Origin of the sequence: Streptomyces sp. NBC_00466, from assembly GCF_041433995.1 — a bacterium.
Taxonomy (GTDB): Bacteria; Actinomycetota; Actinomycetes; order Streptomycetales; family Streptomycetaceae; genus Streptomyces.
The window spans coordinates 2794204-2809472 of the sequence record NZ_CP107896.1 but is presented as its reverse complement, the minus strand read 5'-3'; the positions used below and the strand labels follow the sequence as shown (position 1 = coordinate 2809472).

17 protein-coding genes and 1 pseudogene are annotated in these 15269 nt (G+C 70.4%); 3 read left to right on the top strand and 15 right to left on the bottom strand.

The genetic code is table 11. The features are described 5' to 3' along the window. Positions 1-4: 4 nt before the first annotated feature. From OG210_RS12395 to OG210_RS12360, 8 genes are all read right to left on the bottom strand, one after another. On the bottom strand, positions 5-1453 hold the full coding sequence (locus tag OG210_RS12395; RefSeq protein ID WP_371536337.1) for a phage tail protein: 1449 nt from the start codon (positions 1451-1453) through the stop codon (positions 5-7). Positions 1454-1646: 193 nt separating this feature from the next. Continuing rightward, complete coding sequence (locus OG210_RS12390; RefSeq protein WP_328329605.1) at positions 1647-2390, bottom strand: hypothetical protein; 744 nt, start codon at positions 2388-2390, stop codon at positions 1647-1649. 3 nt (positions 2391-2393) lie between these two features. Next, a complete protein-coding gene (locus tag OG210_RS12385; RefSeq protein WP_328329607.1) occupies positions 2394-3518 on the bottom strand; it encodes a hypothetical protein in 1125 nt (374 codons plus the stop codon). A 10-nt stretch (positions 3519-3528) separates the two neighbouring features. Beyond that, a complete protein-coding gene (locus tag OG210_RS12380) occupies positions 3529-4734 on the bottom strand; it encodes a hypothetical protein (RefSeq protein ID WP_328329609.1) in 1206 nt (401 codons plus the stop codon). A 75-nt stretch (positions 4735-4809) separates the two neighbouring features. Then, positions 4810-5763 (bottom strand): phage tail protein, encoded by a 954-nt coding sequence (locus tag OG210_RS12375; protein WP_371536333.1) that lies wholly within the window; start codon positions 5761-5763, stop codon positions 4810-4812. 194 nt (positions 5764-5957) lie between these two features. Beyond that, positions 5958-7241 (bottom strand): hypothetical protein, encoded by a 1284-nt coding sequence (locus OG210_RS12370; RefSeq protein ID WP_328329613.1) that lies wholly within the window; start codon positions 7239-7241, stop codon positions 5958-5960. Beyond that, a complete protein-coding gene (locus OG210_RS12365) occupies positions 7238-8431 on the bottom strand; it encodes a phage tail protein (protein WP_371536330.1) in 1194 nt (397 codons plus the stop codon). The genes OG210_RS12370 and OG210_RS12365 overlap by 4 nt, the downstream gene beginning before the upstream one ends. An 84-nt stretch (positions 8432-8515) precedes the next feature. After that, positions 8516-9022 (bottom strand): hypothetical protein, encoded by a 507-nt coding sequence (locus tag OG210_RS12360; protein ID WP_328329617.1) that lies wholly within the window; start codon positions 9020-9022, stop codon positions 8516-8518. 138 nt (positions 9023-9160) lie between these two features. Between OG210_RS12360 and OG210_RS12355 the strand changes: the two genes are divergently transcribed. Further along, on the top strand, positions 9161-9550 hold the full coding sequence (locus OG210_RS12355) for a DUF3592 domain-containing protein (RefSeq protein ID WP_328329619.1): 390 nt from the start codon (positions 9161-9163) through the stop codon (positions 9548-9550). Between the two features lie 358 nt (positions 9551-9908). On the opposite strand, the gene OG210_RS12350 is transcribed toward OG210_RS12355, so the two are convergent. The 4 genes from OG210_RS12350 to OG210_RS12335 all read right to left on the bottom strand — a co-directional run bounded on the left by OG210_RS12350 (position 9909) and on the right by OG210_RS12335 (position 12135). Continuing rightward, a complete protein-coding gene (locus OG210_RS12350; protein WP_328329621.1) occupies positions 9909-10259 on the bottom strand; it encodes a hypothetical protein in 351 nt (116 codons plus the stop codon). A gap of 65 nt (positions 10260-10324) precedes the next feature. Further along, complete coding sequence (locus OG210_RS12345) at positions 10325-10615, bottom strand: hypothetical protein (protein WP_328329623.1); 291 nt, start codon at positions 10613-10615, stop codon at positions 10325-10327. Between the two features lie 182 nt (positions 10616-10797). Then, positions 10798-11400: a phage tail protein gene (locus OG210_RS12340; RefSeq protein ID WP_328329625.1), complete on the bottom strand. Its 603-nt coding sequence runs from the start codon at positions 11398-11400 to the stop codon at positions 10798-10800. 324 nt (positions 11401-11724) lie between these two features. Next, positions 11725-12135 carry a hypothetical protein gene (locus tag OG210_RS12335; protein WP_328329627.1) on the bottom strand — a complete coding sequence of 137 codons (411 nt, stop codon included), beginning with the start codon at positions 12133-12135 and terminating at the stop codon, positions 11725-11727. Between the two features lie 359 nt (positions 12136-12494). On the opposite strand from OG210_RS12335, the gene OG210_RS12330 reads away from it, so the two are divergent. Further along, the gene (locus tag OG210_RS12330) at positions 12495-12761 is read left to right on the top strand and encodes a hypothetical protein (RefSeq protein WP_371536325.1); all 267 of its coding nucleotides are present in this window, start codon (positions 12495-12497) and stop codon (positions 12759-12761) included. A 179-nt stretch (positions 12762-12940) separates the two neighbouring features. On the opposite strand, the pseudogene OG210_RS12325 reads toward OG210_RS12330, so the two are convergent. From OG210_RS12325 to OG210_RS12315, 3 genes and pseudogenes are all read right to left on the bottom strand, one after another. Further along, positions 12941-13144, bottom strand: a pseudogene (locus OG210_RS12325) (hypothetical protein); the annotation flags it as partial. Then, complete coding sequence (locus OG210_RS12320) at positions 13141-13779, bottom strand: hypothetical protein (RefSeq protein ID WP_328329631.1); 639 nt, start codon at positions 13777-13779, stop codon at positions 13141-13143. The pseudogene OG210_RS12325 and the gene OG210_RS12320, both read right to left, overlap by 4 nt. A gap of 340 nt (positions 13780-14119) precedes the next feature. Next, positions 14120-14389, bottom strand: coding sequence for a WhiB family transcriptional regulator (locus OG210_RS12315; RefSeq protein ID WP_328329633.1), 270 nt, complete (start codon positions 14387-14389; stop codon positions 14120-14122). 342 nt (positions 14390-14731) lie between these two features. Here OG210_RS12315 and OG210_RS12310 point away from each other — a divergent pair, with 342 nt between their 5' ends. Next, positions 14732-15184, top strand: coding sequence for a helix-turn-helix transcriptional regulator (locus OG210_RS12310; protein ID WP_328329635.1), 453 nt, complete (start codon positions 14732-14734; stop codon positions 15182-15184). Positions 15185-15269 lie beyond the last annotated feature (85 nt).

Below are 15269 nucleotides of genomic sequence, written 5' to 3'. Positions count from 1 at the left end.
TGCGTCAGGAGACGGCGGCCCAGATGGCGTTGGCGTCCGCGACGACGGTGGACGGGGTGAACGAGGCGGGCAGTGAGGTCTGTCCGGTGGCGGCGAGCCGCGCGTGCCGGACGAACGCCCCGGGCATCCGCGCGCTGCCGCCCGGGTAGTTGCCGACGCTGGCGCCCACCATGAAGGCGGGGCCGTTGGTCTTCGGGTCGGGCCCGTTGACCAGCAGCGCCACCCAGTAGTTACCCGCGGCGGCGACGTAGGCCGTGGTCAGTTTCAGGACAACGGTGGTGCCCCCGGTCGCGGGGATCAGTTTGTCGAGGGTGCCGGTGACGCCGACCCGGGCGCCGGAGCTGTTGTACAGACCGGCGTACGAGGTGGCCGCGAGGGTGCCGCCCACGTAACCGGGCACGTAGAAGGCGACGTTGGTGATGGTCGCGCCGGTCGTCAGCGGTACGCCGACCAGGTAGACAGTGCCGTTGATGCAGTACTGGGGGCTGGTCACGGAGGACACCGCCGGGTCGTACGCCCAGGACTTGAAGCCCAGTGCGGCGGGCGTCCAGATCCCGGACGAGGCCACGCGGTCCACGTAGGAGCGGCGCACCAGCTGGTCGGCGCCGGCCGGGTCGGCGGTGACCGTGGGGACCGTGGAGAACGTCTTGGCGCCGTCGATGGTCTGGCTGCCGGTGAGCAGGACGGCCTGGTCGGCGGAGACGGCGGACAGATCGGCGGCCGTCAGCCTGATGGTGCCGGTCTGCCCGTTGACGGAGAGGACGGGTGCGGCGCCGATCGCCAGGTAGCGGGTGTCGCCGGTGGCCTGGGTCAGCGCGCCCAGGTCGGCGGCGGTCAGGGTGACGGAACCGGTCTGCCCGTTGACGGATGCGACGCCCTCGCCGGTGCCGTCCGGCAGCTGGGCCGGCGGGACCTTGCCGTCGGCGTCGAGTTGGGCGACGCCGCCGGCCTGTCCGGCTGCCGACGTGGCCAGGGCGCCGACCTCGGCGGCGGTCAGGATGATGTCCGCCTCGGTGTGGCCGTTGACCGAACGGACCGGGCCGGCCGGTCCCACGGGACCCGGCTCGCCCTGCGGCCCGGTGGGGCCAGGCACGGTGACGTACTGGGCCCCGGCCGGGTCGGCGGGGGCGATGTCGGCGAGGTCGACTTCCGGAACGGTGACCGACAGGGCGATGTGGTACGTACGGGTCCTGCCGACCCCGTTGAGCCGCTCAGTGACGGTGTACGTCCAGCCGAACGGGTTCCAGCCCTCGGCGTCGGTGGCCGGGAGCACCACATCGATACGGCCCTCGGCGTCGAGGTTGGCGGTGGCCGGACCGCCGACGAACAGGTCGGCCTCGGAGTGGGTGAGCAGCGCTGGCGGCTGGAACTCGACGCTGCCGCTCAGCGGGTGGCCGTCGAGGGAGAGGTACTGGGCGGTGAGCCGGACGGTCGGAATGGATTCGGGCAGCACGGAGACTCCGGTGGGTCGGGGTGTACGGGGAGGGTGGGGGTGTAGGCGGTTCGAGGAGTTGGGGCGTACGGGAAAGAGCCGGGCCGGCCGTCTCCGCCGGAGCGGGGGCGGCCGGCCCGGAGATGTGGGACGGCGGGATGGCGCACAGCGGGATGGAGCTACGCGGGATGCAGGGACAGCGGAGCAACTCGGCCTAGGACTGCACTCCGTACAGCCCGCGCGGCAGGCAGGCGACAGTGCCCGCGGCCGGCGCCTTCGCCTGGATCTCGAAGGTCAGCTCGTCGCCGAAGGAGGCGGGGAGGTCCTCCACCAGGGTCACGGTCAGCGCCACCGTCTGCCCGGCGGTCCCGGCGAGGGTCTGTTCCGCCCCGGCCACCGCACCGTTGACCAGCAGCCGGACAGCCGATCCCACGGTCCCGGAGACGGCGATCGCGCAGTACACCTTGGGGTGCTGGGCGAAGCCGGGGCCCGCGTAGAGCGTGGTCCAGTCGGTGGCGCCGGTGGTCTCCCAGCCCGCCGTGCCCACCGGCACCGGGGTGGGGAACGGCAGGTAGGGGCGGGCCAGGCCGCCCCCGGCCGAGTCGGTGGCCAGGACCGTGTCGCCCTTGTGGTCGAGGATCCGCAGGGCCTGCACCGGGGAGTTCGCCGGGTCGGCCGTGAGCAGGGACAGGGCCAGCGAGCCGTCGTCGCGCCGCAGTTCGAGCCCCTGCTGGTACTGCTGGGTCTCGCTGTCCCGGTCCGGCTGCACCCGGCCGGCCAGCAGCAGGTCCTCACCCAGCGAGGTCCGGACACGGACCCGGCCCTGGTCGCCGACCACGATGTCGCCGTTGCCGACCTGGTTCATCGCCGGACTGCTGTTGGCGCTCGCCATCAGCCCGCGGATACGGCGCTCGATGTCCCGGATGCGGTCCAGGAGATCGGTGGGGATGGTGGCCATGTCTCATACCCCTTCCAGATAGAGGGTCGCCGTCTCGGCCTTGCTGCGCTGCGGCGGCTCCACCGCGATGCCGACGATCCGGTACCGCTCGTCCTGCGGCTCCTGGTGCCATAGGTCGCGGAGCCGCAGCCGGATGCCCGCGCCCAGCAGCGCCGGGCTGATCCGGCCGTCGAGACGCACGGTGATCTGCGGGATCACCTCCGGCATCCGCTGACGGGCCAGTTCCGCCCCGGCCAGGGAGCGCAGCGTGGCCTCGTCGGTGACCCCGCTGTGGTCGGACGTGGACTCCAGACGCGGCCAGCCGTCCGCCAGGTCTCCGGGTGACTCCACGGAGACGGTGAGCGGCCGGGACTCCTCCGACTGGTCCGTGTTGGGCGAGTCCCCGCGCGCCACCCACACATCGGCCTGCACGGTCGAGTCGGCCGGCAGGCTGTAGGTGATGACCTGGCCCGGGTGGTCCAGGACGATGTCGAAGGAGCTGGTGGTGATGGTCGGGTGCCCGAGTTGGAGCCGCTTGGCGCGACGCCCCTCGGCGTCCCGGTAGCAGTGCACCCGCCACTCGAAACCGTCGGCGAGCTGGGCTTGTTGGTCCAGCAGCTCCCGGATCCGGGTGAGCGAGGAGTAGGCGAGGGCGCAGTCCCGTGCCACTCCGGACATCTCGTGCCCGAGCTGGATCCCGATGTCACCGCCCGGCTGCTCCTGGGCGTGCGCCACCAGCAGCCGGGCGATCTCGAACTGGTCCAGCGCCGTGTAGGAGACGTCCTGCGCGAGGATGCGGTGGTCGAGGTACGAGTCGAAGGTGCCTGCCTGGAACTCCGCCTGGATGCGCCCGCGTTCGTCGCTGGACGGGGTGCAGGTCCACAGCACCCCGCCCCACCAGATGTCACCGTCGCGCTCCAGCCACACCGCGGTGCGGCCGGGCACCAGCGCGGCGCGGGCCCGGCTCGCCAGCGCGGCGTCCGGCAGCGGGACCGTCGCCGACAGCGATCCCGACTTGCCGATGTAGTCGTCGAACTTGGTCTCCGTCAGCGGCAGTACGTCCACCACCCGGTCGGTGCGCAGATCGCAGAAGACCGCCCGGTAGACGGGGGTGAGGGGGGTGTACGCCGTACGGGGCGAACTTGTCACGCCGCCCTCCTCAGAGCATCGGGTCGACGCGGACGAACCGGTTGTCGAACCAGTGGTTGTTGGTCGTGGCGCTGGAGGAGTACGCCGAGACAGCGGTGTACTGGGCGCCCGCGACCAGGCCGGTGACCGGGAAGACGGTGCTCACCGACTGGCTGCCCCGGCCGGTGTCGATGGCGGAACGGGTTTCGTCGGCGCCCAGACCGGTGACCAGGACGCCGTTCTTGCGGATGTTCGCGGACATCCGGCCCCACCCGCCGTCGATGGACGGTGTGCCCTGGAAGCCCACTGTGACCAGGACCTTCCCTGACACGGGCGCGGTGAAGGTGGCGGTCACCGTCGGGCCGGTGGTGTCGGCCACCGTCTCGGACCAGGTGGTGGTCTTGCAGTAACCGCCGTCGCTGTTGAACGCGAACGCCGGGCTGGGCATGGCGAGCATCCACGTGGTGCCGTCCCAGCGCTCCAGCCGGCCGTTGTTGTCCCGGTACTGGCCGACGTAACCGCCGGTGGCGAGCTGCCCGGTCGGGGCGATCCCGCCGGTCTGGCTCGGGTAGCCCACCCACTGCGAGCCGTCCCAGCGCTGGAGCTGGCTGCTGATGTCGCGGTACTGGCCCGGGTAGCTGCCCGCCTCGGTGGTGTTGCCGTACAGCGGCAGGATGCCGCCGGCGGCGACGGTGCTGGTACGGAGGTTGGCCACGGCACTGGCCCAGGTGATGCCGCCGGTGCCGACCGAGGCGCCGGCCGGGATCTGCACGGTGGCCAGCGGCAGCGCGGCGTCGGGTGCCGCCGGGGCCTGCGGGGTGCCGGCCGGGGCGCCCTGGACGATCTCCAGGACGGCCTCGGTGCGGCCGCTGTTGTCGTACTGGGCGTCGTAGATCCGCAGGACCACCAGGTCGACGCGCGGGTTGTTGGCGTCACCGTCGGCGAACACCACGGTGGTGTAGTCGGTGAGGACGACCGGGTAGGCACCGGCCGCCGCGGTGCCCTGGACGACGGCCCGGCCCGGGGCGACGGTCGCGGTCATGCCGGCGGTGGAGCTGAAGACGTAGAACGCGGACATCAGGGACTTGCCGTCGGGCGAGCCCGGGATGACGCCGCTGCGGCTGGTGAGCCCGCTCGTCGGGGTCATGGTGCCGGTCGGGGCGAGCCGGGTGTCGGAACGGGACTGGCCGGACTCCGCGTCGGTGCGGTTGACGAGCCATGCGCTGCGCACGGGCATGAGGTCCTCCTGGACGGGTGTTGCGGGATGCGACGGAAGAGGGCAGGGAGAGGAAAGGGGAGGGCGGGGTGACGGTCACCAGTGCCCGTCGCGCCAGCGGACGGTGACCGACGCGGCCGGGGACGGGGTCGTGTCGTCCGAGCGGAATGCCAGGTCGTTCGTGCCCGGCTCCAGCTGGAACAGCTGCTCCGGTGAGGAGTCCGGGGTGGCGGTGTAGATGCGGGACGCGGTGTCGTTGAGCAGCACCGTGCCCGACTCGGTGTCCACCGTGAGGACGTCCCCGGCGCCGAGCGCCAGGTCGTACTGGAGCTGACGGCCGTCGGAGAGCCGGGTCAGCGACGGTCGTTGGACGGGGCCGCGGAACTCCACGACGGGCCGTACGGAGGCGCCGCCCGCGTTGACCGTGGTAAGCGATCCGGCGGCGCCGGCCGCGCCCCAGTCCAGGGGCCACCGCAGACCGGAGCCGGCGGTGTCGTCCCATACCAGGCCGGACTCGCCGACGGGCAGTCCGGTGACGGAGTCGTGCAGCACAGTGCCGTAGCGGCGCGGGTCGGTGGCCGTCCACTGGAGGCTGACCTTGGCGAACCCCTGCAGGGCGTACGAGCGGTCCTGCGGGACGACACGGCGGCTGACCCGGGCACGGACTGCCAGGGTTTCGCCCAGCAGCCGTACGGCGAGCCAGCGTTCCCGGCCGTCGGGGCCGGTCGCGGAGCGGAACGCCGTCGCGGTGGCGAGCGGGTCGGTGCCGGCCGGAGGTGCCAGCCAGACGGTCGCGCCGATCAGCCGGGGCTGCGCCCAGCGGTCGCCGGGCCAGGCGCCGTGCTGGTCGGGCCGGAGCACGTCACCGAGGTCCAGCTCGGGCAGGTCGTCCCAGCCGGTGATGCCGGTGCGGTCCACCGGATAGGGCGTGCCGGTGCCCATGAGGAGGCCGCCCCACTGGATCTGCCCGTCGAGGGTGATCAGGGAGCCGGGATCGGTGTCGTCGGAGAGGGTGGTGGTGGGCGGGAGGGTGGAGACGGTATCGGCCATGTCGGGCCGTCACCTCACTTCGGGCTGGGGGTACGGGCGGGGGCGCGGCGGGGAGGGACGGGTGCGCACGGGGTGTGGTGGTGCGGGGCGCGGTGATGGTGGGGTACGGGGGTGCAGGGGTACGGCGCATGGCCGTGACGGCGCGCGGTGGTACCGGCCCTGTGGCGTACGGGCGGCGGCCCGGATGCCAGATGTCAGGCCGCGGTGCGGTGCAGGAAGAGCAGGTCGTCCGCGATGGTCAGCGGGCTGCTGCCCGCGCGCTCCGCGTAGACGCGGACCCCGGGGCGGCCTGCGAAGAAGGCGGGCCCGGTGGTGGCCGAGGCGCCGGACGGCGCGGGGAGGAAGCGGCCGAGCGAGGAGAGCGGTTGCACGGCGGAGGCGCCCGGCACGGCGGCCGGGAGGACGACGCCGCCCTCGGCGAGCTGCGGGATCTTCGACAGATGCACACCGAACTTCTTGCCGAAGAAGCTGAAGCTCAGGTGGTTGAGCCCGTCGATGATCCAGTTGGCGAAGGCGATCAGCCCCTTCACGGGGCCGGTGATCACCCCGGCGACGGTCTGGATGCCGGTGGAGAGGAAGTTGCCCATCCCGTGCAGCGACTTCGACATGGCGTCGCGTACCCGGGTGAAGGCCGAAGGGAGCGTCTTGGTCAGCCAGTTCATGGTGGGCTGGATGGCTCCCTTGAAGCCGTTCCAGGCGCCCTTGACGATCGAGGTGACGGCGTGAGTGGCGGTGGAGATCGCGGCTCCGGCGCCCTGGAACCCCGAACTGATCGCGGAGCCAAGGGCCTTGAGAACGGATCCGACGGTCTTCTGTACGCCGGCGAACACCTCGGACACGGTCTTCGCCCAGCCCTGGATGACCGGTGACATGAACGCCCAGGCGGCCTTGAAGCCGTCCAGCGCGGCCTGGAAGACCTGCTGGATGATCTTCTGGCCGGTGGCCGAGTTCACCGCGTAGTCGACGAGAAAGGCGACCAGTGGGGTGACGATCGCGAGGACGAAACCGAGCGGGTTCGCCTTCATGGCCGTGTTGATGGCCGTCATGGCGATCGAGCCGAGCGTCATGGCGGTCCCGAAGAGGGTCATGAACTTGGTGACCTTCGGGGTGTAGTTGCCGAGCAGATCCGTCACGGACCCGAAGGCCCCGGCCCCGGCGGCGAGGGCCCCGAGCACTCCGAGCGGGCCCCGGATGCGGCCGGCGCCGGCGCGGATGCGGGCGGCGGCGGTGGTGGCGGAGCGCCCGGTCCTGCGCACCGCGGTGCCGGCCTGCGTCGTTGCCGTACGCAGCCGGCGCAGCGCGGGGGCGGTGGCGGCCGCCCGCGTGGTGATCGTGCGGACGGGGGCCTGAACTCCGACGAGTCCGCGCCGCATGGTCCGGACGGCTGTGCCCGTCTGGAGGGCCACCGTCCGGAAGGTGTTCAGGGCGGCGGCGGGGCGGGCCCCGCCGGACGTGGGATCCCGCCGGGCTCTGGTCATCCCCGTGCCTTCGAGAGGAACAGCAGGGCCGATGCGGTGTCTTGCAAGTTGCTGCTGGTCGCTTCGTAGTACTGCTCGATGTAGAAGCCGCCGTCGGTGGCGGCGGCGCCGGTGCCGAACTGGCCCGCGCGGGTGGTGTGGCCGAGCAGCCGGCTCAGCTTGGAGAGCGGCAGGACGGCTTCGGCCTCCCCGGCCTCGGCGACGATGGTGTGCACGCCGCCGTTCTGCGGCTGGACGATGCCGCCCTGGGCGAGGCGGGGGATGGTCGGCAGGTGGATGCCGAAGGACTTCCCGCCGACGACCGGCACCCAGCCCGGTACGGAGACCCGGATGCCGTTGAGCTTGCCGATCGCCGAGTTGATCAGGCCGATGACGGCGTTGATCGGGCCGGTGACGGCTCCCTTGATGGCGCCGAACGCACTGCTCGCGATGGACTTCAGACCGTTCCAGGCGCTGGACAGCTTGCTCCTGACGGCGGTGAAGGCCGCCGGTACGACGCCCTTGATCCAGTTGACCACCGGCGAGATGACGGACTTGATGCCGTTCCAGACCGTGGTGACGACCTTCTTCACGGCGTTCATGGCCGTGGTGATGATGGACTTCCAGAGATTGAAGTACGTCTTGATGACGGTCGCGACCGCCTTGACGACGACCGAGACCGCCGTCTTGATCCCGTCCCACACCTTTGCCATCAGAGCGCCGGCGGCTTTCATGACCGGGCCGACGGCCTTCATCACGCTGGTGATGACACTCTTGATGACGCTGAAGGCGGTGTTGAGGATCTTCTGCATGGTCTTGGACTGCATCGCCATGTCCACGATCTTGGCGATCAGCGGGGCCAGCAGCGCCATGAGGACGCCGATGAGGTTTCCCTTCATCGACTTGTTGAGCCCTTGCATTCCCTTGTCGGCCTTCGCCGCACCGGTCTGGAACTTGCCTATACCGGTTCCGCCGGTCTGCCCGGACTTGCCGGCCTTGGTGACGGACTTCTCCGCCTTGTCGGCCGCCAGTTGGAGGGACTTCAGTTCCTTGGCGGACTGCTGGGACGAGGACTTGATGCTGTTGATGCCGCCGTTACTGCTCTGCGCGCTCTGCTTCAGGCCGGTCGCCGACCGGCTGGCCTGGTCGAGGTTGGTCTTGAAGCCGCGGAGACTGTCGGAGGCCTTCTTGAGTGTGGCTGTGAACGCCATTCCATGTCCGATCGTTCATCGGCCTGTTCAGCCGACCGGCTGGCGGCCGGAGGGTGGGTGAGGGCGTACGCCGCTGATGAGCGGTCAGGCGAACTCGGCGAGCAGCCCGTCGACTTTGGTGTGCAGGCTGCCGATCGCGGTGTCGAGCCTCCTGGTCGCCGCTTCGATTTTGGAGATCGACGAACGAGCTGCGTCGGCGTTGATCTGTTCGGTCAATGTGGCGCGAGCCGCTGGATTGTTGTTGAGCTGCGACAGGGGCACGAACGGGGGGTCCGGTTCCCGTTTTTTGACGATCTTGGAAAATCCCATTTTAGTTTTCTTGACTTCGAGGTTCGCCTTCTCCAGCAATCCCGTGACGAATGCCTTGAAGTCGAAGATTTGCAGCCCCAGTAGCCCTGCGGCGGCAATGAGCAATCCGGTCGTCCCCTTGATGGAGATGGCAGAGGGCTTCATTTCTTTGAGAGCGTCCGTGAAGTCCTTGCTCGTGAATTGCGTCAACAGGGACTTAAGGGTCTCTGTCAGGTCCTCGGCGCCTCCGCGTGATGAAGAGGATCCTTCGGCTCCTCCACCGGATGAGGTGTCTGCGCCCATGATGAGACTTCCTTTCACATAGTATGAGGCCTTTGCCCCCTTTGAAATGTGTACTTACTGTGCTGTCACTGGAGGCGGTGTGTTGCTAGAGTTGGTGTTTTGTGCGCGCCTCACCCGCGAGGCGAAAATGGAGGCCCCGTGTTTGTCATTACCGGCGTAATATTCTTCATTTCCGTTGTGGTGCTGCTGGGTTCTGGAGTTCCTTTTCTTTCGCAGGCCCCTCTGCGTAAAAGAGGAGTGGTTGTCGATGCGACGGTGGCGCGCCGCTCCGTTCCACGAGACGGAAAGATCGACGTGGAATACCTGTACATCACCAACGAGCGGGAGCGGCACACCATTTGGCAGCGCGGCTGCTCCCAGTACCCGCAGGGGGGTGAGCGAGTCATTTACGATCCGCAGAATCCCAAGCGGGCCGAATTTGTGATCTTTATGTCTCGAAACCCTAGAAAGAAGCTTACTTTTCTGGTGGTTCTGGCATCGGTGATGGTTGTCGCGCTCGCGCTGCTCTGTATTGGCTTGGTGATGTGACCCGTCCAACCGGATTGATGGTGCTGCCGGCATGCCTGGGGATGGCGATAGTGGGCGGGTGGATTCCGTGGCGTAATCTCTTGGCCTGCGCGGCATTTTCAGCCCTCGGTCAAAATTTTCCTGGCCGGTGTGCCGGCCGCTGAGCCTTTTGTGCACGACAGGCGTCACCGATGTCATCCATGAAAACAATCATGGGTGGAGTATGTTCCGTGGCAGGCGTTTGTTTATTTCTCTTCGCGGTTTCCCTCTTGGTGCTGCTTATTCTCGGCGTCCCATCGTCGCGCTCGTTCTGCACTGATCTGCCGACCGGTGCGGGGCGCCTGCCGGCCGTCCCTGGCGGGGGCGGCCGGCGGTGACGTCAGCTGAAGAAGCGGGCCAGTTCCGACGGACTCGGGGCGGGCTGAGTTGCGGCGGCCGGTGTGGTGTCGTCGGCCACTGTTCCGTCCCGCTCCGCCCGGTCACCCGGGCGCGGTACCGGGACCGGCTGCTCGGGCGGGTCCGACTCGCCGTCGCCGTTGACGACCGAGAACATCCAGTTGGCGGCGGCGAGATGGTCCACGACTGCCGCCAGCAGATAGTCGGTGACTCCCCAGTCGGCCGTCTCGCCGTCCGTGTCGCGGATGGTGGCGCTGTCCCGTGGGAGGTGCTTGATCAGGATCGCCAGCCGGCGGGACGAGAGCCGGCCGCGGTGCCAGTCGAGCAGGTCCACCCCGTAGTGACGGAGCAGATCGGCTTCCAGGGCCTCGGCGTGTTCTTCTGCGAACGCGACGAGGCTCAGTCTTCCCCCAGGCCGAGCCCGGTCTCCTTGCCGTACGCCTCCAGGATGGCGGCGATGTCCTGCATGGTGACGTCGAGTGCGGCGAAGCGGGCGAACTGCTCCTTGCCCAGCAGGAGTTCGAGCAGGCCGTCGACGTCGTTGTCGTCCAGGCCGCGCAGCGCCCCGGCGGTGGCGCGGGTGAGCTCGGTCGGCAGCTCGTAGGTGTCGCCGTCGAGTTCGAACGACCAGGTGCGGCCGAGCGCCTCCATGCGCTGGGCACGGGCGGTGTTCACGTCGAAGGTGGCCATGAGGTCTCCGTTTCGGAAGGGTGCTGAGCGGTGCGGTGCGGTGTCGTGCGGTGCGGTGTCGTGGCCGGGTGGGGCCGGCCGTACGGATCGGGTGGTCCGGTCACGTACGGAGAGGGGTGCCGGGGCCGGACGTCGCCGGTGGCCCGGCACCCCGGGGCGCCCCGGGGTGCGGGGGCAGGGGGTCAGGCGCCGGCTGTGAGGTACGACGGGTCCTTCATCACGAAGGTCGCCAGCGGCTGGGTCTCGCCCGAGGACAGCGCCGTGAAGGTGACGCCGAGAGAGGCCGCGGCCTTGCGGGCCAGCTTGATGTCGTCCGACGCGGTGACCTGGCCGCGCGGGATGACGAACCGGTACGTGACGTCCGCACCGTCGTGGAACTCCAGACCGAGGGCCCGCTCGTCGAACTGCGGGCCGTCCGGCACGTTGTAGGAGTAGACACCCGGGTTGGTGGTCGCGTTCACGGCGGTCACCGCGTCACCGCCCATGAAGAACGGCAGGGTGTCCTCGTTGAACTGGAGCATGGCGAACTTCAGTGTCAGATCGCGGTCCGCGTAGATGAAGCGGGCCGGGCTGACCGCCTGCCACGTCTCCACCGGGTCGAGCTTGTCCTTCTTGGAGAAGGTCACGCCGTCGGTGGAGGTGTATCCGAGGTCCCGCCACACCGTCTTGTCCCAGTCGACCGCAGGGTCGGAGGAGAACTGGGTCGGCGCGGGGGTGCCGGCCGGGGCCACGAGGATGCGGCCCGTTCCGGCGATGCGGATCTCGGACGAGTTGTTACCAGCCATGAAGGTGGCTTCCTTTCCAGGGAGTTGCCCCGGGTGGGGCCGCCGTATCCGGGGTGGGTACGGCGAAGGCCCCGCCGTTCGGTTCGGCGGGGCCCGGTTCAGGGGGGGCGTGACGCGGCCCGGGTGGGCCTGGCGTACGCCGGAGTTGGTCCGTACGGCGGTGCGGCCTGCTCGGCCTGCTCGGCCTGCTCGGTCGGCGGTGCGCGATCCGGTCGATCGGTGCGACCGGATCAGCGGGTTCAGCCGGTGTGGCCGGTGTGGCCTGCGGCGCCGTGCGGACGGTGAGGTGCGGCGCGGTCAGGTGTGGTGCGGTGCGGCGCGGTGTCAGTCCGTACGGACGGTGAAGCGGAGGATGCAGACGTAACGGTTGGCGCCCGCGTAGACGTAGTCGGGCAGCCAGCGCGGTCCGTCCGCCTCGGTCACGTCGCTGATGAACGAGGTGCCGAAGACGGTGCCGGTCGCGGCCAGCAGGGCGGCGCGGGCCGCGTTGGCCAGTGTGTGCGCCACGGACTTCTGCGGTCCGTAGACCTCCAGCTGGATCAGCGGCTGGTCCACGTGCAGGTCGTCGATCCAGGCCCCGCCCATCCGCGAGATCAGCACGGCCTGCTGCGTCCCGTCGAAGCCGGCCGGCGGTGCGTCGTCGACGTACGCGCCGGCCAGTTCAGGCCGGGTCTTGAGCAGGTCGCGGACGATGGCCTGTACGTCCGGGAACGTGCCCGGCGCGGATGAGGGCATGGTGGTCACTCCTTTGTGCGGGCCGGCGGTGGACGTCCGTACGTACGGCCCGTACGCACGCCGGACATGAGAACGGCGGGGCCGTGCCACCTGGAGGGAAGGGGCACAGCTCCGCCGCTGCAGCCATAGTGATCGATAGATTGCGCGCGCGCAACCAACTTCGTGTCGCGTGGCCGCGAGTGTGGTGTGGATGCGGGTGTCGGCGAGATGTCGGTCCGTCATATGCCGGACGTTCGTGGGGGTGCTGCGCTACTCTGGGCGCCATCTCGAACAAGGATTCGAATGAGACCGACGTGGCGTGGATCGCTGCTGGGTAAGGACGGTGGGGCCGTGACGACATACAACGGTGAGCAGTCGTGGTGACCGGAGGGCCGAAGGAACGGCTGGCCGATGTGACGGCTGCCGCCGTCGCGGTCGCCGTGGAATCGGCGCAGGCCGGCCGCTACACCGGAGAGGTGGGCCGCACGCTGGCCGCGGTCGTGGGTGAGGTGGGGGCCCGGATCGCCGGGGACGCCGAACTCCGCGGCTTCTCCAGCGGCTGGCAGGAGGCGATGGCGGCGAGACCCGCCCTCGTACGACCTCGGCCCCGACCTCGACCTCACCGACCCGTCGAGGCGTCCGTCTGACAGGCGAACGCCCCCGGTTCCCTTGTGCGGGGCCGGGGGCGTTGCTGTGTGCGGACGGGTGCTGCGGGGTGGCTCCGCTGTCAGCGGTGCTGTGCGGGGCGGTGCTGTGCGGGGGTGCGCTCTGTGGTGGGGCCGGGCCGCGGGGCAGGGGCGGCAGCCGTCGTGCGGTGCCCGCCAGTGCGCCGGGCGGCACGTTCGGCGGCGAACACGTGCTCAAGGCGGTAGAGATGGCGCCTGCCCTGCCGGCCCGACGGCCGTAGATGGCCGAGCTGCACCCACTTCCTGATGGTCGCCGGCACCACCCCGGCCTCCTGGGCTGCCAGGGCGCCGGTCACCAGCGTGATGTCGGCGGGACGGGCGTACGGGCCCGGTCGAGGGCTCATCGGGGACCGCCTCCCGCCCGGGCTGCGGAGTCCGCCGTACCGGTACGGGACGCCTCGACGGCCGCCCAGGCGTCCCGCTCCCACAGGTGGCGGAAGGCCGGGTCGGTGGCGCAGTCGCACGTCTCGTCGGCGCAGCGGCAGCCCGGGTTCACGCAGAGCACGGCGTCCCGGTCGGGAAAGGCGCGCAGCGAGACGGAGTCGCACCACGGGCAGTGCCCGGACAGCCGGACCATCGCCTCGGTCTCGCCCAGCGCCCGGGAGCAGCGCCGCGCCATCCGGCGCAGCTCGTTGCGGGTGTGCCGGGCGAGGGTGGGGTCGGCGGCGGTGCGGCCGGTGAGCGCGGCGACCCGGGCGAGCCGTTCGGGTACGGGGGCGCGGCGCGGGCGGCCCAGGCGCAGCCGGTCGAACAGGGCCTCCTCCAGCTCGATCACACCGTCGGTGATGTCCCGCAGGGCGTCCGAGATGTGCAGCCGTACGGGGGCGGCGGTGTGGCCGGGTACGGCGAGTCCGTGCTGCTGCTCGTTCCGCAGGGCCTCGGCGTGTTCGGCGGCGGCTGCTGCGGCGCGCGCCGCGCGTTCGGCGGGCCCGGAGACGTGCCGTACCGAGGCCGGGCGGCTGCCGGCCGATGGCGCCAACTCCTCCAGCAGGTCGGGGAACTGGCGGATCAGCAGGGCGGCCCAGAGCGCGGCGTCCCGGGCATCGCCCGCGCCGTCGCCGTGGGGTTGCCCGTCTTGCCGCCTGTCTTGAGGCCGGCTGTTTTGGGGCCGCCTGTCTTGAGGCCGGCTGTCTTGAGGTCCGTCCTCGGATCCGTCCTGGGATCCGCCCTGGGGCCGCCCGACTGGGGCGCGGAGGGGGTCGCCGTGCGTGGCGGTGGCTCCGGAAGCCTTCGTCTCACTCATCGCGGGGCCTTTCTGCTCCGTGTTCTGTCTCTGTGTTCTGCGAGTGGTGCGGGCCGGTGTGCGCCGGGGCGCGGTCTCAGGCGGCGGCGCGCCGCCGCGGGCGGCTGACCAGGGCGACGGACCTGCCGTTGCGCCAGAGGCGCCCCGCGCACACCCCGTCGAACCAGCTGGACTCGGGCGCCACCGTCTCCTCGCACTGCTGGGCGACCGGGCAGCGGGCGCAGGCCGTGAGGGCGCGCGCCGCCTCGGCCGGGCGCCGGGCGAAGACGGCCTCCGGCGGCAGCCCCAGGCAGGCGGCCGAGCTGGTCCAGGTGTCGGAGGGGAGGGCGAGCAGGGACTGATCCATGAGTGCTCCTCGTGCGCGAGCGGCGGGACGGGGCTGATGGGACGGAGCTGTTGGAGCGAGGCAGGTGAGGCAGGTGGGGCGGGACAGGTGGGGTGGGGCAGAGGGTGGTGGACGGGCGCAGGGGAACCGGCGTCGCCGCAGAGTGGCAGATTGCGTGCGAGCGCGCAACAAAAAACGGGAAGAACCCCTTCCGAGTGGGCGCGGAGGGTGGTCTCAAGATCGCTGCGCGTGTGCGGGTGGCCTCATCTCGACAGGACCTCCACATTGCGCACGCAAAAGCTCATAATTCCGTGCGCGCAAGCGCGGTAACCTGGGGATCGCTTCGGAGGGAGGCGACGGCACGTGACCGCCAACGAACTGGACCAGTTCACGGCCTGGATCGAGGATGTGATCCGGCAGCGTGGATACGACATCGACAGTCCGCGGGGCGGCGGCAAATCACGCCTCGCCGACGAGGCGGGCGTGCACCGGGCCGCCATCACACGGCTGTTGCAGCGACAGAGCATGCCGGACCTGGAGACGATGCGCCGGCTCGCGCACGCTCTGGACATCCCGGTGCGGGAGATGCTGATCCGCTCCGGGCGGCTCACCGAGGACGAACTGCCGCTGCCCCCGGTCGGTGATGATCCGGAGCGCCGGGCCACCGGCGACAGGCGGATCAGCCTGGAGGAAGCCGCGGCCGCTCTCGGGGTTCCGCCCGAGCAGCGCGAGATGTTCCTGCGGGTGGCGGGGCAGTTCCTGCCCGGCGATCCGGTGGAGCGGGACATCCCCGCACGGCGGGCCCGGAGAGGCTGAGACCCCGCCCGGCCCGCGGCTGCCGTCTGCCGTGTTCCCCTGCGCCTCCGGGCGAGGGGGGTGCAGGCGTGGCGGGCTAAACTGT

Coding starts and splice junctions, on each gene's coding strand:
- OG210_RS12345 (WP_328329623.1), bottom strand. CDS start 10,615: ATGGCCACCTTCGACGTGAACACCGCCCGTGCCCAGCGCATGGAGGCG.
- OG210_RS12340 (WP_328329625.1), bottom strand. CDS start 11,400: ATGGCTGGTAACAACTCGTCCGAGATCCGCATCGCCGGAACGGGCCGC.
- OG210_RS12315 (WP_328329633.1), bottom strand. CDS start 14,389: ATGGATCAGTCCCTGCTCGCCCTCCCCTCCGACACCTGGACCAGCTCG.
- OG210_RS12360 (WP_328329617.1), bottom strand. CDS start 9,022: ATGGGCGCAGACACCTCATCCGGTGGAGGAGCCGAAGGATCCTCTTCA.
- OG210_RS12335 (WP_328329627.1), bottom strand. CDS start 12,135: ATGCCCTCATCCGCGCCGGGCACGTTCCCGGACGTACAGGCCATCGTC.
- OG210_RS12365 (WP_371536330.1), bottom strand. CDS start 8,431: ATGGCGTTCACAGCCACACTCAAGAAGGCCTCCGACAGTCTCCGCGGC.
- OG210_RS12370 (WP_328329613.1), bottom strand. CDS start 7,241: ATGACCAGAGCCCGGCGGGATCCCACGTCCGGCGGGGCCCGCCCCGCC.
- OG210_RS12390 (WP_328329605.1), bottom strand. CDS start 2,390: ATGGCCACCATCCCCACCGATCTCCTGGACCGCATCCGGGACATCGAG.
- OG210_RS12375 (WP_371536333.1), bottom strand. CDS start 5,763: ATGGCCGATACCGTCTCCACCCTCCCGCCCACCACCACCCTCTCCGAC.
- OG210_RS12380 (WP_328329609.1), bottom strand. CDS start 4,734: ATGCCCGTGCGCAGCGCATGGCTCGTCAACCGCACCGACGCGGAGTCC.